Origin of the sequence: Methylobacterium gossipiicola, from assembly GCF_900113485.1 — a bacterium.
In the GTDB taxonomy this organism is placed as follows: Bacteria; Pseudomonadota; Alphaproteobacteria; order Rhizobiales; family Beijerinckiaceae; genus Methylobacterium; species Methylobacterium gossipiicola.
Genome location: NZ_FOPM01000001.1, coordinates 215,480 through 237,212, shown reverse-complemented (window position 1 = coordinate 237,212; position 21,733 = coordinate 215,480). Strand labels below are relative to the sequence as shown.

Below are 21,733 nucleotides of genomic sequence, written 5' to 3'. Positions count from 1 at the left end.
CGGTAACGCCGCCGGGACGCAAACGCGCCCTTAACCCTGTTTTAACCTTAACGGCGAGAGCCGGATCGTGGCTCCGAAGACCGTCTTTGCGTTGACTCCGGGGCGGTCATCCGTCATAAGCCGCGCCATCGCGACGCGGCGTCCTTCGGGGCGCTCTTCGCGCTTGCAGATACATCTGGACGCGTGACGGGGCCTGCACTGGCGGTGAAGCCTGCGGCACCCATCCTCGGCCATCGGAGAGTGCCCCGTGAAGAGAACCTATCAGCCCAGCAAGCTCGTGCGTAAGCGTCGTCACGGCTTCCGCGCCCGCATGGCCACCGCCGGTGGCCGCAAGGTGATCGCGGCTCGCCGCGCCCACGGTCGCAAGAAGCTGTCGGCCTAAGGTCGACGAGGTCACGCGCCGCCACCGTGCGGCGCGTCGCGGATGACATCGGCTCCGGGCCGTAAGAACGGAGCTGTCGTGGCGAAGGGTGCCGTGTCGAAGATCGGACGGTTGACCCAGCGCGCGGACTTCCTGGCCGCCGCAGGCGGACGGCGCTTCCACACGGAGCGCTTCTCCGCGCAGGGACGCCTGCGTGGCGGTGATGCGAAAGCCCCGGATGGGGTCCCGGCGGACCCCGAGGGTCTGCGCATTGGTTTCACCATCACCAAACGGGTCGGCCACGCCACGGAGCGCAACCGCATCCGGCGGCGTCTTCGTGCTGCCCTCCGGGCGACGGCCGACGATCTTCCGTCCCCCGCCGCCGATGTCGTCCTCATCGCCCGTCGACCGGCCCTGTCGGCGGAATTCGCGACCCTGATCGAAGATCTGCGTCGGGCCGTGCCCGTCGTAACCAAGCCCCAGACCCGCAAGGACACGGATACTCGAGCGCAGGGGTCTTCGCCCCGGCGTGGTCGCGGTAAACCCGGGTCCGACAAGCCGATCTCCCACGGCCCCGCCGCTGGCGCGAAGCCCACGATGCCGCTATTGGCCTCTGGCCCAGGGGCCGACGCCCCGCCGGGCCGCGCCCCGGCGCCCTCCCCCATTCCCAACGCATGCGACGGACCGACCGATGGGTAATGACAAGACGAACATGATCGTCGCGATCGCCCTGTCGCTGGCGGTCCTGCTCGGCTGGAACTACTTCATCGCCGCCCCGCGCGTGGAGCAGCAGCGTCAGGCCGCGTTGCAGAACAAGGCCGCGACCACGCCCGACGGCGTACCGAGCCCGAGCCCGAAGGAAGGCGGCCCCTCAGCCCCCGTTCCCGGTACCGTGCCGGGTGCGCCCGGCGCCGTGGGTGGCACGGGCGCCATCGAACCGCGCGAGGCGGTGATCGCCCGCTCGCCGCGCGTCACCATCGACACGCCGGCGCTCGCCGGTTCCATCGCCCTCAAGGGCGGCCGGATCGATGACGTCCTGCTCAAGAACTACCACGAGACCGTGAGCGACGAGAGCCCGCGCATCGTGCTGCTCTCGCCCATGGGCACGGCCAATCCGTATTATGGCGAATTCGGCTGGGTCGGCCAGAATGCCGGCCCCCTGCCGGGCAGCGATACCGTGTGGACCGCCGACGCCACCACCCTGACGCCCGGCAAGCCCGTCACCCTGACCTATGACAACGGCGCCGGCCTCGTGTTCCGACGCATCGTCGCGGTGGACGACAAGTTCATGTTCACCGTCCGCGACGAGGTCGAGAACAAGGGCTCGGCCGCCGTCAGCCTGTATCCGTACGGCCTCGTCTCGCGCTGGGGCAAACCGACGACCCAGGGCTACTACGTGCTGCACGAGGGCCTGATCGGGGTGCTCGGCGCCGATGGCCTGCAGGAATACACCTACGATCACCTCGCCAAGGAACCGCTGCTCGGCAACGCCACCACCCGTGGTAAGACCTGGACCGGCGTCACCGGCGGCTTCGTCGGCATCACCGACAAGTACTGGGCCGCCGCCGCGATCCCCGATCAGGCCGCGCCCTATACCGGCAGCTTCACCGAGCGCACGGACGGCGCCACGAAGGTCTACCAGACGAGCGTGCTCGGTGGTGTGCGCGTGGTCGATCCGGGTGCCACGGCGACCGCGACGCAGCAGCTCTTCGCCGGCGCAAAGGAAGTCAACACCATCAACGCCTACCAGAAGAATCTCGGCATCGAGAAGTTCGATCTGATGATCGACTGGGGCTGGTTCCACTTCATCACCAAGCCGATGTTCCGGGCTCTCGACTTCTTCTACCATCTGTTCGGCAATTTCGGCGTCGCGATCCTGGTCGTGACCCTGTGCCTCAAGATCCTGTTCCTGCCCATCGCCAACAAGTCCTACCAGTCCATGGCCAAGATGAAGGCTGTGCAGCCTGAGATGGCCTCCATCCGCGAGCGCTACGGCAACGACAAGCTGAAGCAGCAGCAGGCGATGATGGAGCTGTACAAGAAGGAGAAGATCAACCCGGTGGCCGGTTGCTGGCCGGTGCTGATCCAGATCCCGGTGTTCTTCGCCCTCTACAAGGTTCTGTTCATCACCATCGAGATGCGGCACGCGCCGTTCTTCGGCTGGATCAAGGACCTCGCCGCCCCCGATCCGACGAGCCTCCTCAACCTGTTCGGCCTGCTCCCGTTCGCCGCGCCGGATATCGTCCATCTCGGCGTCTGGCCCATCATCATGGGCATCACGATGTTCATCCAGATGAAGATGAACCCCGCGCCGCCGGACCCGGTCCAGGCGCAGATCTTCACCTTCATGCCGATCGTGTTCACCTTCATGCTCGGCTCGTTCCCGGCCGGTCTGGTGATCTACTGGGCCTGGAACAATACCCTTTCGGTGATCCAGCAATACGTCATCATGCGCCGCAACGGCGTGAAGGTGGAGTTGTGGGACAACCTGCGAGGGACCTTCCGCCGAAAGCCCGCCGACAAGGACGCCCCGGTCAAGGGCTGATCTCCCCGGACTGCAGTTCCGGCCCTGACGTTTCCCTCTGTCCTCCCCGTCCCGGCGGGGAGGACTTCCTGTTTCTCGCGTGTCGGCTCGGAAGGCGGATGCGCCTCTCCGAACGGTCCTCAATCCCATGTCTCAGGCCGAAGACGACGCGCTCCTCGAATCCGGTCGCCTGCTGTTCGCGGGTGCCGCCGACTTCATCGCCTCCGCCCCGAACGTGCCGGCCCTGCCACCGATGAAGGGCGTGGAGATCGCCTTCGCGGGTCGCTCCAACGTCGGCAAGTCGAGCCTCGTCAACGCGCTCACAGGGCGCAACACCCTGGCGCGGACCTCGCACACACCCGGCCGCACGCAGCAGCTCAACTTCTTCGATATCGGCGGCCGCCTGACCCTCGTCGACATGCCGGGCTACGGCTACGCGGCGGTGGAGAAGACCAAGGTCGAGGCCTGGACCGACCTCATTCACAACTACCTCAAGGGGCGCGCCAACCTCGCCCGGGTGTTCATGCTCATCGACTCGCGCCACGGCCTGAAGAGCATCGACACCGACGTCCTCGACGGCCTCGACAAGGCGGCCGTGAGCTACCAGGTGGTCCTGACCAAGGGCGACGCCCTCAAGAAATCCGAGATCGAGGCCCGCATCGCCAAGACCCGCGAGGCCCTGTCGAAGCGGCCCGCCGCCTATCCGGAAATCCTCATCACATCGAGCCGCGACGACCGTGGTGTGCCGGAACTGCGCGCCAGCGTCGCCCGGCTCCTGGCCGAGCGGGGCGCCTGATGGCCCGGGCGGAGCGCGGCCTCCTGGCGCTGGGGGCGCTCGCGGGGCTCCTGGGCGTCGCCGCGAGCGCCGCGGCGACCCATATGGCGGGGACCGACAGCCTGAAGACGGCAGCCCAGTTCCTGCTGTTCCACGCGCCCGCGATCCTCGCTTTGGCGGGCCTGTCTGCAATGGGACTGACCCACCGTCGCCTGACGCGGCTCGCCGGCGCCGCCCTGGTGCTGGGGCTGGCCCTGTTCTGCGGCGACCTCGCCCTACGGGCGCTGCACGGAACGCCGCTGTTCCCCATGGCCGCCCCGACGGGCGGCTTCCTGCTCATGGCCGGCTGGCTGTTCGTGGGTGTGGCGGCGTTGATCCCGGCCAAGCATGAGGCGCGCTAGCGCTGTGACGCAATCACTTCGTTCCTGCGCCAGAGCACGAGGCTTTTGTTTTTGCATCAAGTTTCCCAGACACGGCTGAAGCCTCCGTCTGGATCGATGCACGAGGCGCCCTCTCCTCGTCGGGGATCCTGAAGCAAGTCTATCGGATGAGCGGCGGCAGCGGTGGCTGCGTCCCCTCAGGCAGGGCGGTGCGCGCCATGTTCATGCTCATGGCGAGCAGGGTGTAATACCCGTTGATCCCCGCCATCTCGATGGCCCCCTGCTCGCCAAACGTCGCCACGGCGCGGGCATAGGTCGGATCGCTCACCGCCTTGTTGTGGTGGAGCTCCGTCGAGAAGGCGTAGACGAGGGTTTCCTCCGGCCCCATGGCGTCCGGCCGACGTCCTTCCCGGATCGCCGCGACGATCTCAGGGTCGAGCCCCGCCTTGAGGGCGATGGGCGCGTGGATGTGCCACTCAAGCTGCTGCGTCCATTCCCGCGCTGTGATGAGGATGATGAGTTCGCTCAGCCGCAGGGGCAGCACGCTGCGATAGCGCAGGTGTAGCCCCATGTTGCTGGCGTTGGTCATCAATTCCGGACTGCGCAGGAGCGGCACGAACGGCCCGAACACCGGGGTTTTCCGGGCCGCGAGGAACTGCGCCGCCGCGGCCTTCTGGGCCTCATTCATGGATTCCGCCGGAATTTCGGGCAGGCGGTCCTGAGCCATGGCGGATTGGGTCCCGAGCAGGAGGAGCGACAGCACCGGCAGGATCGTGAAACGCATGATTTTCCTCCTCGGGTCCCGAGCCGTGCCCTACGGCATGACTGGCGGGTGATACGTCAGGGTGAAGGCCAGGGCCCAGAGCAGGAACAGCACCACCGGCAGGTGGATGATGAGTTGCAGGAAGCTGAAACCGACGATGTCGCGGGCTTTCAAACCGAGGATGCCCAGCAGCGGCAGCATCCAGAACGGGTTGATGAGGTTCGGCAGGGCTTCGGCCGCGTTGTAGACCATCACGGCCCAGCCGAGATGGACCTGCAACTCGTTGGCCGCCTGCATCACGTAGGGCGCTTCGAGCAGCCACTTACCGCCGCCCGAGGGCACGAAGAAGCCGAGCACCGCCGAGTAGACCCCCATGGAGATGGGGAAGCTGCCCGTGGTGTTCAGGCTGACGAAGGCGTGGGTGATGACGTCGGAGACGGAGGTCCCGGCGGCGTTCTTCGGCCCCGTCAGCATGGCCGAGATGGCGGCGTAGAACGGGAACTGGATGAGCACGGCGGCGGTGGCCGGCACGGCCTTGCCCACGGATTTGAGGAAGTTCTTCGGCCGCCAGTGCAGGAGCAACCCGAGGGTGAGGAACAGGAAGTTGTAGGTGTTCAGGCTCGAGATCGCGGTGATCCAGGATTGCCGCGCGAATTCCTGCACGAGCCAGCCGACCGCCAGGATCGCCAGGAGCAGGGTGAGGATCGGGGAATGTTCGAGCCATTCGCTCGGCTGGCGGGGACGCGTCGTGTCGGGCTTCTCACGGGAGACGTCGACGCCCATGGATTCGGCCGTGACGGCGCTGGCGGGACCGGGCGCCGAGACATACGCGATGACGATGGAGATCACGAACAGCACCACGGCGATCAGCATCGATTGCCAGAGGAAGATCGTTTCGCTGAACGGGATCACGCCGGTGATGGCCAGCAGGTTCTTCGGCAGGCTCGCGGCATTGGCCTGAAGCTGGGCGGCCGAGGAACTCAGGCCCATGGCCCAGGTGGCCCCGAGGCCGAGATAAGCGGCGGCGCCGGCCGCCCGGTAATCCATCTTAAGATCCGTGCGGCGGGCGAGCGCCCGCGCCAGGAGGCCGCCGAAGATGAGGCTGAGGCCCCAGCTCAGGAACGACGACAGCATGGTGGCCGCTGCCACGAGGCCGACGGCGCCGCGCCCGCTCTTCGGGATCGCCGCGAGGCGGTCGATGAGCGCCTGAACCGGCGGGGCGGTCGCCACGACGTAGCCGCCGATGGTCACGAAGGCCATCTGCATGGTGAACGGAATCAGGCTCCAGAACCCGTCTCCGAAGCTCTTGGCGATGGCGGCCGGGGTCGCCCCGTTGGCCAGCGCCCCGAGGGCCACGATCACCACCGCGATGGCGACGAACACGAACGCGTCTGGAAACCACTTCTCCGCCCACGCGGTGAAACGAATGCCGAGGCGGGACAGCGTCCCCTCGGCGACCGGCTCGCCCGTCGGACCACCGGATGGGCGGGGTGTATGGGACATGGGGGGATTTCCGTGGTCGTCCGAGGGATGGACCCGCATCTTGCGCAAACGCCTGCTTCGCTCAAGCTCGCCCGCCGGCTCATGAACACGTTCGTGCCGAGCGACCGGGCGAGCCGGCATTTGCGGTTCCTTTAAAGTTGTCGACGCAGGACTCGGTGGCGAGCCTCGGATCGCCGGGCAAAACTCGGCGTGCCGCAATCGAGCCCCTGGGCACAGACGGACGAAACGCGATGGTCAAACCCGCCCAGAAAGTCGATCTCGACCGCATCTCGGGCACCCGCCGGTCGACGGGGCCGATCGTGCGCGACCTGTCGCGACCGACCTATGAATCGGCCCCCGTGACCACGCGCGGACGGGCTTTCGGCAACGGGTGGACCTGGCTCGTCGTCACCCTCGCCAATCTCGCGCTCTTGCTCGTCGTGGCGTTCGCCGCGGTGGTGGGGCCACCCGTCCTGGAGTGCCGCGAGCGGGCCAAGACCGGATTCTTCACCGGCCAAACCCTCATGGGATGCGTCGACGAAGCGACGCGCCGACGCATGGAACACCTCGAGAACTGGATCGGGACGGTCCTGCGCGGCTCCGGCCGCTGAGCCCCCGCCACGGGTCGAGCTCGCGCGGAGCAAGCCCCTTGGTGGGAAGGACCCGCTTTCGCGGCGGCCTGGCGCCTGGCGCGGCGAAAACGCTTGAAACGGGATCGCGACGGGGCTATTTGTTCGTTATCAGTTCTGGTTGCAGTCTCGAGGCTGCGGTTCGGGAGTGGGCCCCACCGGGTCCGCTCTTTTTTATTGCCGCAACGCTTCGTGCCACCGGACCCTCTCTCGCAAGGCCGGATTCCAGGCGCAGCATGGCGGACACTTCCGAAAAACGTCTGATCACCGAGACCGGCGTCGCCGCGCGCGTCGTTCAGGTCATCGAGGCTTCCATCGAGGGCCTGGGCTTTCGGGTGGTCCGCGTGCGGGTCACCAGCGCCAACGGGTGCACGGTGCAGATCATGGCCGAGCGTCCGGACGGCACCATGTCGGTGGATGATTGCGAGACGGTGAGCCGGGCGATCTCGCCGCTCCTCGATCTCGACGACCCCATCGGCAAGCCTTACTACCTCGAAATCTCTTCCCCGGGCATCGACCGCCCCCTGGTCCGCGCCATCGATTTCGAGCGTTGGGCCGGCTACGAGGCCAAGATCGAACTCGCCGTGCCCCTCGACGGGCGCAAGCGCTTTCGCGGCATCATCCGCACGCCCAATCCCGATGGACTGACGGTGCCCATCGACCTGCCCGACGTGAAAGAGGGCCTGCCGAGCCGCATCGATCTGCCCTTGCGCGACCTCGGCGATGCCTATCTCGTGCTCACGGACGATCTGGTCCGCGAATCCCTGCGCCGGGGTGGCGGTCCGCCGCCGATGCTCGACGACGACGAGGAGTTCGAGGACGAGGCGGAGGACGAAGACGGCCCCGAGGCCGAGCCCGCCCCGCTCAAGAAAAAGATTTCCCGGCCGCTGAAGCCCAAGGCGTCTCAGAAGCCGAAGCCCGTGAAGGTCGAGACCGAAGAGAGTCTCGCCATCAAGGCCCAGAACAAGGCCAAGCCCATCCGCACCAAGGCGGTGCGGCTCAAGGACGACGGGAAGCTCCACTAGGCGGATCGGACCGGAGGCCCCTCCCCCGGTTCGACGCGACATCGCTCGAAGCGCCGGCCCCACCCGGTCCGACGCCTGCTCATGCCCCGGTCGCGTCGGGCCAACCCGCCGCGACCGTGAAAATCCACGACGAAGAGAAGGACGAAACCGATGGCCGTCGTCAGCGCCAACAGGCTCGAACTCCTGCAGATCGCCGAAGCGGTCGCGCGCGAGAAGGTGATCGACCGCTCCATCGTCATCGACGCCATGGAGGAGGCCATCGCCAAGGCCGCCCGCTCGCGTTACGGCGCCGAGACCGACGTTCATGCCGAGATCGACCCGAAGACCGGGGCCCTGCGCCTGTCGCGTCACCTCGTGGTGGTGGACGAGGTGGAGAACGATGCCCGCGAGGTCACCCTCGATCAGGCGCGCCGCTACAATCCCGGCGCCCTCGTGGGAGACGTGATCTCCGATACCCTGCCGCCCTTCGATTTCGGGCGCGTCGCCGCCCAATCGGCGAAGCAGGTAATCGTCCAGAAGGTGCGCGACGCCGAGCGTGACCGTCAGTTCGACGAGTACAAGGACCGGATCGGCGAGATCGTGAACGGCCTCGTCAAGCGCGTCGAGTACGGCAACGTCATCGTCGATCTCGGGCGCGGCGAGGGCATCGTGCGCCGCGACGAGATGATCCCGCGCGAGACCTTCCGCCCCGGCGACCGCATCCGCACCTACCTTTTCGACGTGCGCCGCGAGGTCCGTGGGCCGCAAATCTTCCTCAGCCGCTCGCATCCGCAATTCATGGCCAAGCTCTTCGGCCAGGAAGTGCCCGAGATCTACGACGGAATCGTCGAGGTGAAGGCGGTCGCCCGCGATCCCGGGTCCCGCGCCAAGATCGCGGTGATTTCCCGCGATGGATCGATCGATCCCGTCGGCGCCTGCGTGGGTATGCGCGGTTCGCGCGTCCAGGCGGTGGTCGGCGAACTCCAGGGCGAGAAGATCGACATCATCCCGTGGTCCGAGGATCAGGCGACCTTCATCGTCAACGCACTCCAACCGGCGGAAGTCGTGAAGGTGGTGCTCGACGAGGAGGCCGACCGCATCGAGGTGGTGGTGCCGGATGACCAGCTGTCGCTCGCCATCGGCCGTCGCGGCCAGAATGTCCGCCTCGCTTCGCAACTCACGGGCTGGGACATCGACATCCTGACGGAGGCCGAGGAATCCGAGCGCCGTCAGAAGGAATTCGCGGAGCGCACCGCGGTCTTCATGGAAGCCCTGGACGTCGACGAGACCGTGGGCCAGCTCCTCGCGGCGGAAGGCTTCCGCAGCGTCGAGGAGATCGCCTATGTCGAGCCCGGCGAACTCGCCAATATCCAGGGTCTCGACGAGGAGAGCGGCACCGAGATCCAGGCCCGCGCCCAGGATCACCTCGCCCGCGTCGAATCGGAGTTCGACGCCAAGCGCCAGGAACTCGGCGTCCAGGACGAACTGCGCGAGATCGACGGCATCACCACCCCCATGCTGGTGGCGCTCGGCGAGAACGATGTGAAGACCATCGAAGATCTGGCCGGCTGCGCCACGGACGACCTTGTGGGCTACACCGAGGGCCGTGGACCCGAGGCCACGCGCCATGCGGGCTACCTCGACGGTTTCGAGGTCTCCCGGGCCGAGGCCGAAGCCATGGTGATGGCCGCCCGTCTCCATGCCGGCTGGATCGAGGCTCCGGCCGAAGCCGCCGAGGGCGAGGCCGAGACCGACGAAGCCGAGACGCCCGCCTCCGCCTGATCGCACGCGGTCGATTCGAACGGAGGGATGGTCGAGCGCCGTCCCTCCGCTATTGTCATAGACGCCTCGCCGTTCCTCAGGACCCCATGGACTCCACCCCCGAACATCCGGCGGACGATGCGCCGGACGCGGATTTGAGCGATGCCCTCGATGCCGGGCTCGGCCGTGGCCGCCAGGGTGCGGAGCGCACCTGCCTCGTCACCCGGACCAAGCGCGCGCCGAAGGACCTCGTCCGTTTCGTCGTCGCCCCCGATGGGACCGTGGTGGCGGACCTGCATGCCCGTTTGCCCGGACGCGGCGCCTGGCTCACGCCGACGCGGGCGGTGGTAGCGGAAGCCCTGAAAAAACGCGCCTTCCAGCGGGCGTTCAAGACGAAGGACCTCGTCGCTCCGCCCGATCTCGCCGACCGAATCGCCGCCGGTCTGCGGGCCGATCTGCGTCAGTCCCTCGCGCTCGCCAACAAGGCCGGCTGCGTGGTGGCGGGATTCGCGAAAGTCGAAGCCGCCATCGGCGACAGGGCCGGTGTCGCGGCGGTGATTCAGGCCCATGACGGCAGCGCCGACGGTCGCCGGAAGATTGTGGCGGCCTTGCACCGGCGCCATGGCGATGCCATATCGCGAATTCCTGTTATCGATAGCCTGTCCAATGAAGAATTGGGCGTGGCCTTGGGCAGGGATCATGTGATACATGCGGCTCTCGTCGCAGGAGTCGGAAGTTCCGGCTGCCTTGCGCGTTGGCGTCGGCTCCGCTCCTTCGAAGGTTTGGCGACGACGGCCGAGGAGGCCGGTTCCGTCCGTTATGGGCAAGCCGCTTCCGATCTGCACGACGACGAAGTGACGGATTTGCCCGGCGCACAGCAGTCTGCCGGTTCACGGGACGATGGAAACCCTCAGGGTTTGGACTGAATGAGCGATACGAACAATCCGGGCGACAAGACGCAGGCGAGACCCCCTTCGAAGCCGCTGTCCTTGAAGCGTCCGATCGAGCAGGGAACGGTGCGTCAGAGCTTCTCCCACGGCCGTACCAAGCAGGTCGTGGTCGAGACGGTCAAGCGCCGTGTCATCGGCGCGGCACCGGCCGCACCGGCGCGCGAGACGACACCCGTCGCCCCGGCGACGCGGGTGGCGCCGCCGCCCCCTCCCGCAGCCCCCCGGCAGGCCCAGCGTTCCGCTTCGGGCGTCGTGCTGCGCACGCTGAGCGAGCAGGAGAGCAACGCCCGCGCGGCCGCCCTCGCCGACGCCAAGCGTCGCGAGGCCGAAGCCAAGCAGCGCGCGGAGGCTGAGGCCGCCGCCGAGCGTGAGCGTCTGGCCGCCGAGCAGCGTGAGCGCGAAGCCGCCGAGGCGAAGAAGCGCGAGGAAGAGGCCCGCCGCCGGCAGGAAGAAGAGGCGCGCCTCGCCGCCGCCGAGGAGGCCCGTCGCGCCGCCGAGGAGGCCGCCAAGGAAGCTTCGAAGGAAGCTGCGAAGCCCGCTCCGGCGCCCACCGTTTCGAGGACGGCGCCGATGCCGGCCGCTCCCACCATCGTGCGTACGCCGCCGACTCCGCCCCGCGCGCCGGCCGCTCCCGCCGCTCAGGCTGCGCCCCGGCCGGCTCCCGCCCCGGCCGCGCGGCCGCCCCTGACCGCCCGCCCGGCCTCTTCGGAGCCGCGCAAGACCATCACGGCGGATGTGCGCAAGCCGCGTGATCTGAACTTTATGGCGCGCCCCGCGCCGGCTCCGGAGCCCGAGCCCACCGCGCCGACGGCGGCCACCGCCGCGCGCCCGGCGGGTGCCGCCACCACGGCCCGTACCCCGGGCCGTCCCCAGGCCGCCGAGGAGGAGAACGAGCAGAAGCGCGTGATCCGCCGCCCCGGTATGCCGCTCAAGATCATCACGCCGCCCAAGACCCCGAAGCAGCCGGGCGGTGACCGAAATCGCGGCCGTCTCACCATCGCCACGGCGACCTCGGGCGAGGACGAGCGCACGCGCTCCGTCGCTTCGTTCCGCCGTCGTCAGCAGCGCATGAGCGGTCACCGTCAGGTCGAGCAGAAAGAGAAGCTCTCCCGCGAGGTGACGATCCCGGAGACGATTACGATTCAGGAACTCGCCAACCGCATGTCGGAGCGGGCCGTGGACGTGATTCGCCTGCTGATGAAGCAGGGCCAGATCCACAAGATCACCGACGTGATCGACTCGGATTCGGCGCAGCTCATCGCCGAGGAACTCGGTCACACCGTGCGCCGCGTCGCGGAGTCGGACGTCGAGGAGGGTTTGGTCAGCGACGAGCCGGATCTGGAGGAGGATCTCGATCCCCGTCCGCCCGTGGTCACGATCATGGGTCACGTCGATCACGGCAAGACCTCGCTGCTCGACGCCATCCGCAAGACCACCGTGGTCTCGGGCGAGGCCGGCGGCATCACCCAGCATATCGGTGCCTATCAGGTCGCAGCGCCGTCCGGCGACATGGTCACCTTCATCGACACCCCCGGCCACGCGGCCTTCACCTCCATGCGCGCCCGTGGCGCCAAGGTGACGGATATCGTCGTGCTCGTGGTGGCGGCCGATGACGGCGTCATGCCCCAGACGGTGGAGGCGATCTCCCACGCCAAGGCAGCGGGCGTGCCCCTCATCCTGGCGATCAACAAGATCGACAAGCCCGAGGCGAACCCGCAGCGGGTGCGCACGGAGCTGCTGCAGCACGACATCCAGGTGGAATCCATGGGCGGTGAGACCCTGGAATTCGAGGTGTCGGCCAAGACCGGCGACGGCCTGTCCGATCTGCTGGAAGGCTTGCAGCTGCAGGCTGAGATCATGAACCTGCGCGCCAATGAGCAGCGTGACGGCGAGGGCACGGTCATCGAGGCCAAGCTTGATCGCGGTCGCGGCCCCGTGGCCACGGTCCTGGTCCAGCGCGGCACCCTGTTCACCGGCGATATCGTCGTCGCCGGCGCCGAGTGGGGTCGCGTCCGCGCCCTCATCGACGACAAGGGTGAGAACGTGCCCTATGCCGGCCCTTCGGTCCCGGTGGAGGTACTCGGCTTCAACGGTACGCCGGATGCGGGCGACCGCGTCGTGGTGGTGCCCAACGAGGCCCGTGCCCGCGAGGTCACCGAGTATCGCGCCCGCCAGAAGCGCGAGCGCATCGCCGCCCGCACGGGTGGTGCCAACCGTTCGCTCGTCGACATGATGCGCGATCTCAAGGAAGGCGCCGGTCGCAAGGAACTGGCCCTCGTGGTCAAGGGCGACGTGCAGGGTTCGGTGGAAGCCATCACGGGCGCTCTGGAGAAGCTCGGCAACGACGAGGTGTCGGCGCGCATCCTGCTCTCGGGCGTGGGCGGCATCACCGAATCGGACATCACCCTGGCGGAGGCGTCCAAAGCCGTCGTCATCGGCTTCAACGTGCGGGCCCACAAGGAAGCGCGCGAGTCGGCCGAACGAAACGGTGTCGAGATCCGCTACTACAACATCATCTACGACCTCGTGGATGACATCAAATCGACCCTCTCGGGCATGCTGCCGCCGACGCTCCGCGAGGAGCGCCTGGGCGAAGCCCAGATCATCCAGATCTTCGACGTGTCGAAGGTCGGCAAGATCGCGGGTTGCCGCGTCACCGACGGCGTGGTCCAGCGTGGCGCGCACGTTCGCCTCATCCGCGACAGCGTGGTCATCCACGAGGGCAAGCTCGCCCAGCTGAAGCGCCTGAAGGACGACGCCAAGGAAGTCATCTCGGGCTACGAGTGCGGTATGTCCTTCGAGAACTTCCAGGATATGCGGGCCGGCGACACCATCGAGTGCTACCGCGTCGAGGAAATCCGCCGGACCCTGTGACGGAACGGTTGTGTTCGGAGATCAGAAGGGGGCCGCAGCCAAAGCTGCGGCCCCCTTCTTCGTTCGCCGACTGAATTAAGCTTAAGCAGAAGTTTACGTGGTCACTGGGGCGACCGCCTCGGACGAACCCCCGCCCCTCCAGTATGGTGCCGGGCAACGAACCGATCCCGAGTTTGGCGGAGCCTTCCATGCTGCAATCCTACGCCCTGCGACGGGCGCTGACGGACGGAAAATATCGCAAGATCTTCGTCGAGCGCCTCACCGAACCGCTGCACCTGAACATCCTGTCGGCGGGTGTCGCGCTGTTCGGCAGCTACCCGGCCAAGGTGGCGTTCGATCTCGTGGTGCGCCAGCAATACGCTTACCCGATCCTGTTCGCCGCTCAGTCGGCGAAGAAGCTCGGCATCCAGCGCATCGTGGTGCTCGAATTCGGCGTCGCCACCGGGGCCGGCCTCCTCAATATGTGCGAGCTCGCGGCGCGCACGGAAGCGGCCACGGGCGTGCTCATCGATGTGGTCGGATTCGACACCGGCTCCGGCATGCCCCCGGCCGTGGACCATCGCGACCTGCCCGAATATTTCCAGGAGGGTGACTACCCGATGGATTTCGAGGCCCTGCGCCGCTCCCTACCGCCGCGCTGCCGGCTCATCATCGGAGATGTCGCGGAAACGATTCCCGGTTACCTCGAAAGTGTCCGGCCGGACGCGCCCATCGGTTTCGTGTCGGTGGACGTGGACTATTATTCCTCCACGGTTCGGACCCTGCCGGTGCTCGACGGCGAGCCCGAACAGTACCTGCCCATCGTGCCGGTCTACCTCGACGACGTCGGCATGGACGGGTGCAACCCGTGGAACGGGGAACTCCTCGCCGTGGCCGAGTTCAACGAGGCCCGCCCCTTACGCAAGATCGCGCCGTTCAATCTCCTGCGCTCGAAGCGTATCTTCAAGAACGCACAGTGGATCGACCGGATGTACGCGGCGCATATCCACGATCACCCCACCCGTACCCCGGCGACGGCAAAACGTGCGCAACGGGCCTATATCTCGAACGAGTATTTGCGCTAGAAGAGGCGCTCTCGACATCCGCTTCGGTCCAGCCAGCGTCCGTTTCTCCACGGCGGCGATCGATGCTCCGTTTCAGCGACGCCCGGCTGACGGCCTTCCCTCGAGGTTCCCCCGTGGAGCCCCGGGAGTGGTCGTCATCGGTCGTTTCGACAAGACGATCAGAACCGCCCATGGCCCAGAAACAGACCCCGACCGGACCGACGCAGCGTCAGCAGCGCGTGGCCGAGCTGATTCGCCACGCCATCGCGGAGGTCCTTCAGCGCGGTGACGTTCAGGACCCGGTGTTGAGCGCGCACGTCATCACCGTGCCGGAGGTGCGGATGTCGCCGGACCTCAAGGTCGCCACGGCCTACATCATGCCGCTCGGGGGCCAGAACGAAGGTCCGGTGATCGCCGCCCTCGAGCGCAACAAGAAGGTCCTGCGCCAGGAGGTCGCCCGCCGGGTGAACCTCAAGTTCGCGCCGGACCTGCGCTTCCTGCGCGACGCGACCTTCGACGAGGCCGACCGGATCGACGCCCTCCTGCGCACGGACAAGGTTCGGCGGGACCTCGACACGGTGAAGCCCGACGCCGCGGGTTCCGATCCCGACGCCACCTGATCCGTTTCCTTCAGAACCGCCGGGCGGGTCTCGCGCGTTCCCCCGAGGGGACGCCGGGCCTGCCCGTGCCATTTTCTCGAACCATCAAGACCGGACGGCCCCGGCTCCGCGCACGCCGTCCCCGACCGAGGACAGCATGATCCACGACGACACCGCCATCGACTCCCCCGACGAAGCTGCTCCGGCATCCATCGGCTCGGATGACGCGACCGGCACCCCTGGCCCCGCTGGGGGCCGCCGCCAGCCGCGCGGAGGCCCGCGCCCCGACCGGCCGAAGCGCCGCGACGTCAACGGCTGGGTGATCCTCGACAAGGGGGTCGGGATGACTTCGACCCACGCGGTGGCCGTGGTGAAGCGGGCCTTCAACGCCAAGAAGGCCGGCCATGCCGGCACCCTCGATCCCCTGGCCTCGGGCATCCTCCCCATCGCGCTGGGCGAAGCGACCAAGACCGTCCCCTTCGTCATGGATGGCCGCAAGGCCTACGTCTTCACCGTGACCTGGGGCATCGAGACCGACACGGACGACGCCGAGGGACGCCCCGTGATGACGAGCGATGCGCGCCCCGAACGCGAGGCCGTGGAAGCCGCCCTGCCCCGCTTCATCGGCGCAATCGAGCAGGTGCCGCCGCGCTATTCGGCCATCAAGATCGCGGGCGAGCGGGCCTACGACCTCGCCCGTGATGGCGAGGTGGTGGAACTCGTGGCCCGGCCGGTGCAGATCGATCACCTCGCCGTGGTCGAGCATGACGGGCAGCGTACGGTGATCGAAGCCCAGTGCGGCAAGGGCACCTACGTGCGGGCGCTGGCGCGCGATCTCGGGCGGGTGCTCGGCTGTTATGGCCACGTCTCGGCCCTGCGGCGCACCCGCGTCGGTCCCTTCACCGAGGCCGAATCCTGCCTTGCCGCGACTTTGGAGGAAGCCGGTCCCGATGGGAACGGGCCGCACCTTCATCCCGTCGAGACAGCTTTGGACGGTCTCCCCTCCGTGGCGGTCTCCCGTGACATGGCCCTGCGCCTGATGCGAGGCCAGCCGGTGATCCTGCGCGGGCGTGACGCGCCGGTGGAGGGCAAAGCCTTCGCGACCTGCGGCGGGATTCTCGTCTCGGTGGGCGATGTCGAGCGCGGCGAACTCGTGCCGCACCGGGTGTTCCATCTCGGCGGCACGGCGCCTCAACGCGGCTGACGACGCCTCACGGTAAGGCAACGAACGGGATTCCGAAGGGGTCACCCCTTCGGCGGGTGTCGGGCAGAGCCCGACACATTCAACGCCGGGCATACCTCCCAGGCATCGCCTATTCCGCAAGGTGGAAACCGCCCCTCGGGGCGATGCTCAGCGAAGCGGCAACCCGGTCTCGATAACGCGAGCCCAGAGCGAGGCGCCGTAGGGCGCCGCCGCGTCGCAGAAATCGTACTCCGGATGGTGCAGACCGGCGCTGTCGCCGTTGCCGAGGAAGATGTAGGCGCCCGGGCGGTGGGCGAGCATGTAGGCGAAATCCTCCGCCGCCATCATGGGTGCCACGTCCCGGTCGACCGCCTCCTCGCCCACGAGATCCGCCGCCACGTCGGCGATGAAATCCGTCTCGGCCGGATGGTTCTCCGTCACCGGATAGCCGCTGCCGAAATCGATGCTGCCCCGGGCGCCGAACGCCGCCGCGACATGGATGACGATCTCCTCAATGCGCCCCCTCACCAGGGTCCGGACAGGCTTCGACAGGGCCCGCATGGTGCCCCGCAGGGTCACGCATTGCGGCAGGACGTTGAACGCCTCACCGGCTTCCAGGGCACAGACCGAGACCACGGCGCTGTCCAGGGGATCGACGGCGCGGGCGACGATGGATTGCAGGGCGACCACGATGTGGCTCGCGACGAGGACGCTGTCGATGGCCGCGTGTGGCTGGGCGGCGTGGCCCCCCCTGCCCTCCACCGTGATGGTGAACCGGTCGGTGGACGCCATGATGGGGCCGGGCCGGATGGCGAAGTGCCCCAGGGCCAGCCCCGGAATGTTGTGCATGCCGTAGACGGCTTCGATGCCGAACCGCTCCATCATCCCGTCGCGGACCATAGCCTCGCCACCGCCGCCGCCCTCCTCCGCCGGCTGGAAGATCATCACGGCGGTGCCGTCGAAGGCGCGGGTTTCCGTGAGATAGCGGGCGGCGCCCAGCAGCATGGCGGTGTGGCCGTCATGGCCGCAGGCGTGCATCTTGCCCGGCACCGTCGAGCGGTAGGGTAGATCGCGCACCTCCTGGATCGGCAGGGCGTCCATGTCGGCGCGCAGGCCGATGGCGCGGTTCGAGCCGTGCGCCCGCCCCCGGATCACCCCGACGACGCCGGTGCGGCCGATGCCGGTGACGACCTCGTCGCAGCCGAAGGCCCGCAGCTTGTCGGCGACGAAGCCGGCCGTGCGGTGCACGTCGTATTGCAGTTCCGGATGGGCGTGGAGATCGTGCCGCCAGGCGGTGATCTCCGGCGCCAGGGCTGCGATCCGGTCGAGGACGGGCATGGGCGAGACTTTCACGGGGCCGTTCGGTCCCGACACGGGTTTCGCGTCGGGAATCAGATCGTCTTCGGTTGATCACCTCGGATCGGACAAAGGCGAAGGGCTCCCTCTCTTTCCGGGAAAGGGGAACCGCGCCCGCAACGGATCAAAGGGATCAGCCAGAGACAGGGTTAGGAGAACTCAGCAAACAAGGGGCCAGACGTGCGGTCAATGCCGCGGCTTCGCCGAAAGCCGTGAATTCGAGCGGTCCCGCCTTCAGGCCGCCCGGCGCAGCCGCAGGGCGTTGGCGAGGACGAAGGTGCTCGATAGGGCCATGGCACCCGCCGCCAGGACGGGCGACAGCAGCGGTCCGCCGAACGCATGGAGCGCACCCGCCGCCACGGGTATGAGGGCGACGTTGTAGGCGAAGGCCCAGAACAGGTTCTGGCGGATGTTGCGCATCACCGCCCGTGACAGGCGGATCGCCGTCACGAGCCCGTCGAGGGCGCCCGACATCAGCACCACGTCGGCACTCTCCACGGCGATGTCCGTACCGGTGCCGATGGCGATGCCGATCCCGGCTTCGGCCAGGGCCGGCGCGTCGTTGATGCCGTCGCCCACGAAGGCGACGGCGCCGTGGCGCTCTCTGAGCGTCCGGACGGCCTCGACCTTGCCGCCGGGCAGCACCTCTGCGAACACCGCGTCGATCCCGAGGGTTCGGGCCACCCCCTCGGCGGCCCCGCGGCCGTCGCCCGTCACCATGGCGACGGCGAGGCCCTGCCGCTTCAATTCGGCCACGGCCTCGGGCGCGCCGAGCTTGATCGGATCGGCGACGGCAAGGAGGGCGGCGAGACGCCCGTCGACGGCGACGTAGAGGGGGCTGCGGCCCTGAGCAGAGAGTGTTTCGGCCTGCGCCGCGAGGGACTCCATCCCGACCCCGAGGCGGGTCATGTGGCGGGCCGCGCCCACGGCCACCGCCCGGCCGTCGACGTGACCGACGAGGCCGTAACCGGGCACGGCCTCGAACTCCGTGACCGCCCCGAGGCCGAGGTTGCGCTCTTGCGCCGCCGCGACGACGGCGCGGGCGATGGGGTGCTCCGAACGCGATTCCAGGGCGGCGGCGAGACTGAGGGCTTCGCCTTCCGCAACACCCGGCGCGGGCAAGAGGTCCGTCAGGGTCGGGCGGCCCTCCGTCAGCGTGCCGGTCTTGTCGAGGGCGACGATGCGGGCCTCGCGCAAGGCCTGAAGGGCGGCTCCGTTGCGAAACAGCACGCCGCGCTCGGCGGCCCGGCCGGTGCCGACCATGATCGAGGTCGGCGTCGCCAGCCCCATGGCGCAGGGGCAGGCGATGATGAGCACCGCGATGGCGTTGACGAGGGCAAAGCCCAGGGCCGGGCTGGGGCCGAGGGCGAACCAGGCGAGGAAGGTGAGCACGGAGGCCGCCATCACGGCGGGCACGAACCAAGCGGTCACCCGGTCGACCAGGGCCTGGATCGGGAGCTTGGCACCCTGAGCCGCCTCCACCATGGCGACGATGCGGGCGAGCGCCGTCTCGTCCCCGACGGCGCCAACGGTGAGATCGAAGCTGCCGGTGGTGTTGAGGGTGCCGCCGATGACGGGGGCACCGACACCCTTGGCGACGGGGACGGGCTCCCCCGTCACCATGCCCTCGTCGACGTAGCTCGCGCCCGCCACCACGGTGCCGTCGGCGGCGACGCGCTCGCCGGGGCGGACCCGCACGACGTCGCCGCGGCGCAACTCCGCCTGCGGCACCGACAGTTCCACCCCATCGCGGATCACGCGCGCGGTCGAGGGCGCGAGGCCGACGAGGCGCGCGATGGCGGCCCCCGTCCGGCCCTTGGCCCGCGCCTCCAGGGTACGCCCGAGGAGGATGAGGGTGACGATGAGCACCGCCGCCTCGAAATAGAGATGCGCAGTGCCCGGCGGCAGCCACTGCGGCGCGAAGGCCGAGACCAGGGAGTACAGGTAGGCCGCGCCGGCCCCGAGCGCCACGAGGGCATTCATGTCGGGATGGCCGCGCAGCAGGCCCGGAACCCCGAGGGCGAAGAAGCGCCGACCCGGCCCGGCGAGGACCAGGGTCGCCAGAACGGCCTCGATCCAGGCGACCACGCCCGCCCCGAGATTTGCCTCCACCGCGTGGTGAAACGCCGGAACGGCGTGGCCGCCCATGTCGAGCACGACGATGGGTGCGGCGAGAATTGCGGCGGTGACGAGGTCGCGCCTCAGGGCGGCCGCCTCGGCGGCCCGGCGCTCACCGGGATCGGACGGCTTTGCGTCGCTCCTTGCCTGCACCTCGTAGCCCGCCCGGCGCACGGCCTCGGCGAGGGCAGCGAAGGTGACGACGCCCTCCGGGTGGTGGACGATGGCTTGGCCCGTGGCGAGGTTGACGGTCGCCCCGGTCACGCCCGGAACGGCGCCCAGGGCCCGTTCGGTCCGGGCGACGCAGGAGGCGCAGGAGAGCCCCGACACCGCGAACGCCGTCGTCGCCTCCGGCACCGCGTAGCCGGCCCGGACGATGGCCTCGACGGCGGCCCCAGTCTCGGCCGGATCGAGGCGCAGATGCGCGCGGCCGGTGGCGAGGTTGACGGCGACATCCGAGGCTCCGGGCAGAGCCCGCAGGGCGCGTTCGACCCGGCCGACACAGGAGGCGCAGGACAGGCCCGACACGGGAAGATCGAGGGGAACGGAGGCTGCGGAGCGTGCGGTCGCGGTCATGTCCCCTATGTGGGACTTACCGTCCCCGAACGGTACACGAGGTGATGCGGGCTCCGCAGAGCAGGCCGGCGTCCCACGCGGTCGTCCGGCCACTACCCTGCCGGAGCCGCCTCGTCGGGCTCCGCCACGAAGGCGGGCAGGAAGGCCCGCACGGTGGTGCCGGCCCCGATCGTGCTCTCGATGACGAGGCGGCCCCGGTGGCGATTGACGATGTGCTTGACGATGGCGAGGCCGAGGCCGGTGCCGCCCTGGTCGCGGCTCGACGCGACATCGACCCGGTAGAACCGTTCGGTCAGGCGAGGAATGTGCTCGGGCGCGATACCCGGTCCCTGGTCGCGCACGGCGAGAATTACCTCGGCTCGGCGCGGCACCGGCTCCGCCACGCGGGCGACCGAGACGACGACCCGTCCGCCGCTGCCGCCGTACTTCACGGCGTTCTCCACGAGGTTCTCGACCACGCGCAGGAGTTCGTCCCGCTCCCCCGGTACCGGGTGGGGGCCGTCCGTCTCCAGGGTGAGTTCGACGCCGCGCTCCCGCGCGAGGGGGCCTTGCGTCTCCACCATCTGGCGGGCGATCCGCGCGAGGTCGACGGCCTTCGTCGGCGCCACATGCTCGCGCAGCTCGATGCGGGACAGGGACAGGAGATCGTCGACGAGGCGCGCCATCCGGTGCGCCTGGGTCTTCATGATGACGAGGAAGCGCTCCCGCGCCAGGGCGTCGTTGCGCGCCGGCCCCTGCAGGGTCTCGATGAAACCCAGCAGGGAGGCGAGGGGCGTGCGCAGTTCGTGACTGGCATTGGCGACGAAATCGACGCGCATGGCTTCCAGGCGTCGGGCCGAGGTGAGATCGCGCAGGAACAGCACGACGTTCGTCTGGCCATCGGGCATCGGCAGGGCGCCGAGCTGCACCTCGAAGGCGCGCTCCGTCGGGACGCGGGTGGTGTAGAGCGTCTTCAGGGGGGCGCCCGTGCGCAGCACCTCCTCGATGCCGTCGAGGACATCGGGCGCCCGCAGGGCGAAGGAGAGCGGGTGGCGCAGCTTCAGGGCCGGCAGGAGGGCGCGCGCGGCCGGGTTGGTCTCGATGACCACGGCCCGCCGGTCCACGAGGATCACCGGGTCGGGAATGTTGGCGAGCAGGGCTTCCGCCACGGAATGCCGGGTTCGGGCGGCCGCCTCGGGCGTGACTTGGATTCGCCGGCGGAACAGGCCGCCGATGAGACCGCCGAGGCTCATGGCCGCGAGGGAGGTGGCGATCCACGGCCCGTCGAGGGTGCCGCGCGCCCATGCGAACAGGCTCAGGGTCGTGCTCGCGCATGCGGCGGCGGTCCAGGCGGATCGACGCGCGCCCCGTGCCAT

18 protein-coding genes are annotated in these 21,733 nt (G+C 68.7%); 13 read left to right on the top strand and 5 right to left on the bottom strand.

Annotated features, from left to right (window positions below; genetic code table 11):
- The first annotated feature begins 247 nt into the window (after positions 1 to 247).
- The 5 genes from rpmH to BM249_RS01010 all read left to right on the top strand — a co-directional run bounded on the left by rpmH (position 248) and on the right by BM249_RS01010 (position 4,061).
- On the top strand, positions 248 to 382 hold the full coding sequence (rpmH, locus tag BM249_RS01030; RefSeq protein WP_055947927.1) for a 50S ribosomal protein L34: 135 nt from the start codon (positions 248 to 250) through the stop codon (positions 380 to 382).
- A gap of 93 nt (positions 383 to 475) precedes the next feature.
- A complete protein-coding gene (gene rnpA / locus BM249_RS01025; RefSeq protein ID WP_091968292.1) occupies positions 476 to 1,060 on the top strand; it encodes a ribonuclease P protein component in 585 nt (194 codons plus the stop codon).
- Positions 1,053 to 2,906: a membrane protein insertase YidC gene (yidC, locus tag BM249_RS01020; protein WP_091967989.1), complete on the top strand. Its 1,854-nt coding sequence runs from the start codon at positions 1,053 to 1,055 to the stop codon at positions 2,904 to 2,906. Before rnpA ends, yidC begins: the two co-directional genes overlap by 8 nt.
- A 127-nt stretch (positions 2,907 to 3,033) precedes the next feature.
- Positions 3,034 to 3,681: a ribosome biogenesis GTP-binding protein YihA/YsxC gene (gene yihA / locus BM249_RS01015; RefSeq protein ID WP_091967986.1), complete on the top strand. Its 648-nt coding sequence runs from the start codon at positions 3,034 to 3,036 to the stop codon at positions 3,679 to 3,681.
- Positions 3,681 to 4,061, top strand: a complete 381-nt coding sequence (locus BM249_RS01010; RefSeq protein WP_091967982.1) for a DUF423 domain-containing protein — start codon at positions 3,681 to 3,683, stop codon at positions 4,059 to 4,061. Before yihA ends, BM249_RS01010 begins: the two co-directional genes overlap by 1 nt.
- Before the next feature lie 139 nt (positions 4,062 to 4,200).
- Here the strand turns inward: BM249_RS01010 and BM249_RS01005 are convergent, their stop codons facing one another.
- Both BM249_RS01005 and BM249_RS01000 read right to left on the bottom strand, forming a co-directional pair.
- Positions 4,201 to 4,824, bottom strand: coding sequence for a carboxymuconolactone decarboxylase family protein (locus tag BM249_RS01005; RefSeq protein WP_091967978.1), 624 nt, complete (start codon positions 4,822 to 4,824; stop codon positions 4,201 to 4,203).
- Positions 4,825 to 4,854: 30 nt separating this feature from the next.
- Positions 4,855 to 6,306: a short-chain fatty acid transporter gene (locus BM249_RS01000; protein WP_091967973.1), complete on the bottom strand. Its 1,452-nt coding sequence runs from the start codon at positions 6,304 to 6,306 to the stop codon at positions 4,855 to 4,857.
- A gap of 230 nt (positions 6,307 to 6,536) precedes the next feature.
- On the opposite strand from BM249_RS01000, the gene BM249_RS00995 reads away from it, so the two are divergent.
- The 8 genes from BM249_RS00995 (at position 6,537) to truB (ending at position 16,349) form a co-directional block, all read left to right on the top strand.
- Positions 6,537 to 6,896 (top strand): hypothetical protein, encoded by a 360-nt coding sequence (locus BM249_RS00995; protein ID WP_091967970.1) that lies wholly within the window; start codon positions 6,537 to 6,539, stop codon positions 6,894 to 6,896.
- A 254-nt stretch (positions 6,897 to 7,150) separates the two neighbouring features.
- A complete protein-coding gene (gene rimP, locus BM249_RS00990) occupies positions 7,151 to 7,939 on the top strand; it encodes a ribosome maturation factor RimP (protein ID WP_091967967.1) in 789 nt (262 codons plus the stop codon).
- Positions 7,940 to 8,089: 150 nt separating this feature from the next.
- Entirely contained in the window at positions 8,090 to 9,700 is a 1,611-nt protein-coding gene (nusA, locus tag BM249_RS00985; RefSeq protein WP_091967964.1) for a transcription termination factor NusA, read from the top strand.
- An 86-nt stretch (positions 9,701 to 9,786) separates the two neighbouring features.
- Complete coding sequence (locus BM249_RS00980; protein WP_091967961.1) at positions 9,787 to 10,605, top strand: RNA-binding protein; 819 nt, start codon at positions 9,787 to 9,789, stop codon at positions 10,603 to 10,605.
- On the top strand, positions 10,606 to 13,503 hold the full coding sequence (infB, locus tag BM249_RS00975; RefSeq protein WP_091967958.1) for a translation initiation factor IF-2: 2,898 nt from the start codon (positions 10,606 to 10,608) through the stop codon (positions 13,501 to 13,503).
- 188 nt (positions 13,504 to 13,691) lie between these two features.
- Positions 13,692 to 14,567 carry a hypothetical protein gene (locus BM249_RS00970; protein WP_143103659.1) on the top strand — a complete coding sequence of 292 codons (876 nt, stop codon included), beginning with the start codon at positions 13,692 to 13,694 and terminating at the stop codon, positions 14,565 to 14,567.
- Between the two features lie 170 nt (positions 14,568 to 14,737).
- Complete coding sequence (gene rbfA, locus BM249_RS00965; RefSeq protein ID WP_091967952.1) at positions 14,738 to 15,166, top strand: 30S ribosome-binding factor RbfA; 429 nt, start codon at positions 14,738 to 14,740, stop codon at positions 15,164 to 15,166.
- A gap of 136 nt (positions 15,167 to 15,302) precedes the next feature.
- Complete coding sequence (truB, locus tag BM249_RS00960) at positions 15,303 to 16,349, top strand: tRNA pseudouridine(55) synthase TruB (RefSeq protein ID WP_091967950.1); 1,047 nt, start codon at positions 15,303 to 15,305, stop codon at positions 16,347 to 16,349.
- Positions 16,350 to 16,496: 147 nt separating this feature from the next.
- Here truB and BM249_RS00955 read toward each other — a convergent pair whose 3' ends face one another.
- From BM249_RS00955 to BM249_RS00945, 3 genes are all read right to left on the bottom strand, one after another.
- Positions 16,497 to 17,666 carry a M20 aminoacylase family protein gene (locus BM249_RS00955; RefSeq protein WP_091967947.1) on the bottom strand — a complete coding sequence of 390 codons (1,170 nt, stop codon included), beginning with the start codon at positions 17,664 to 17,666 and terminating at the stop codon, positions 16,497 to 16,499.
- A gap of 252 nt (positions 17,667 to 17,918) precedes the next feature.
- Positions 17,919 to 20,378: a heavy metal translocating P-type ATPase gene (locus tag BM249_RS00950; protein WP_091967944.1), complete on the bottom strand. Its 2,460-nt coding sequence runs from the start codon at positions 20,376 to 20,378 to the stop codon at positions 17,919 to 17,921.
- 92 nt (positions 20,379 to 20,470) lie between these two features.
- Positions 20,471 to 21,733, bottom strand: a complete 1,263-nt coding sequence (locus tag BM249_RS00945) for an ATP-binding protein (protein WP_091967941.1) — start codon at positions 21,731 to 21,733, stop codon at positions 20,471 to 20,473.

Excerpts from the sequence above, each read along its gene's own strand:
- BM249_RS01005 (WP_091967978.1), bottom strand. The coding sequence starts at position 4,824 with ATGCGTTTCACGATCCTGCCGGTGCTGTCGCTCCTCCTGCTCGGGACC.
- BM249_RS01010 (WP_091967982.1), top strand. The coding sequence starts at position 3,681 with ATGGCCCGGGCGGAGCGCGGCCTCCTGGCGCTGGGGGCGCTCGCGGGG.
- yidC (WP_091967989.1), top strand. The coding sequence starts at position 1,053 with ATGGGTAATGACAAGACGAACATGATCGTCGCGATCGCCCTGTCGCTG.
- nusA (WP_091967964.1), top strand. The coding sequence starts at position 8,090 with ATGGCCGTCGTCAGCGCCAACAGGCTCGAACTCCTGCAGATCGCCGAA.
- BM249_RS00945 (WP_091967941.1), bottom strand. The coding sequence starts at position 21,733 with ATGGCACGGGGCGCGCGTCGATCCGCCTGGACCGCCGCCGCATGCGCG.
- yihA (WP_091967986.1), top strand. The coding sequence starts at position 3,034 with ATGTCTCAGGCCGAAGACGACGCGCTCCTCGAATCCGGTCGCCTGCTG.
- BM249_RS01000 (WP_091967973.1), bottom strand. The coding sequence starts at position 6,306 with ATGTCCCATACACCCCGCCCATCCGGTGGTCCGACGGGCGAGCCGGTC.
- BM249_RS00980 (WP_091967961.1), top strand. The coding sequence starts at position 9,787 with ATGGACTCCACCCCCGAACATCCGGCGGACGATGCGCCGGACGCGGAT.
- rimP (WP_091967967.1), top strand. The coding sequence starts at position 7,151 with ATGGCGGACACTTCCGAAAAACGTCTGATCACCGAGACCGGCGTCGCC.
- rbfA (WP_091967952.1), top strand. The coding sequence starts at position 14,738 with ATGGCCCAGAAACAGACCCCGACCGGACCGACGCAGCGTCAGCAGCGC.
- BM249_RS00995 (WP_091967970.1), top strand. The coding sequence starts at position 6,537 with ATGGTCAAACCCGCCCAGAAAGTCGATCTCGACCGCATCTCGGGCACC.
- BM249_RS00955 (WP_091967947.1), bottom strand. The coding sequence starts at position 17,666 with ATGCCCGTCCTCGACCGGATCGCAGCCCTGGCGCCGGAGATCACCGCC.
- BM249_RS00950 (WP_091967944.1), bottom strand. The coding sequence starts at position 20,378 with ATGACCGCGACCGCACGCTCCGCAGCCTCCGTTCCCCTCGATCTTCCC.
- truB (WP_091967950.1), top strand. The coding sequence starts at position 15,303 with ATGATCCACGACGACACCGCCATCGACTCCCCCGACGAAGCTGCTCCG.
- BM249_RS00970 (WP_143103659.1), top strand. The coding sequence starts at position 13,692 with ATGCTGCAATCCTACGCCCTGCGACGGGCGCTGACGGACGGAAAATAT.
- infB (WP_091967958.1), top strand. The coding sequence starts at position 10,606 with ATGAGCGATACGAACAATCCGGGCGACAAGACGCAGGCGAGACCCCCT.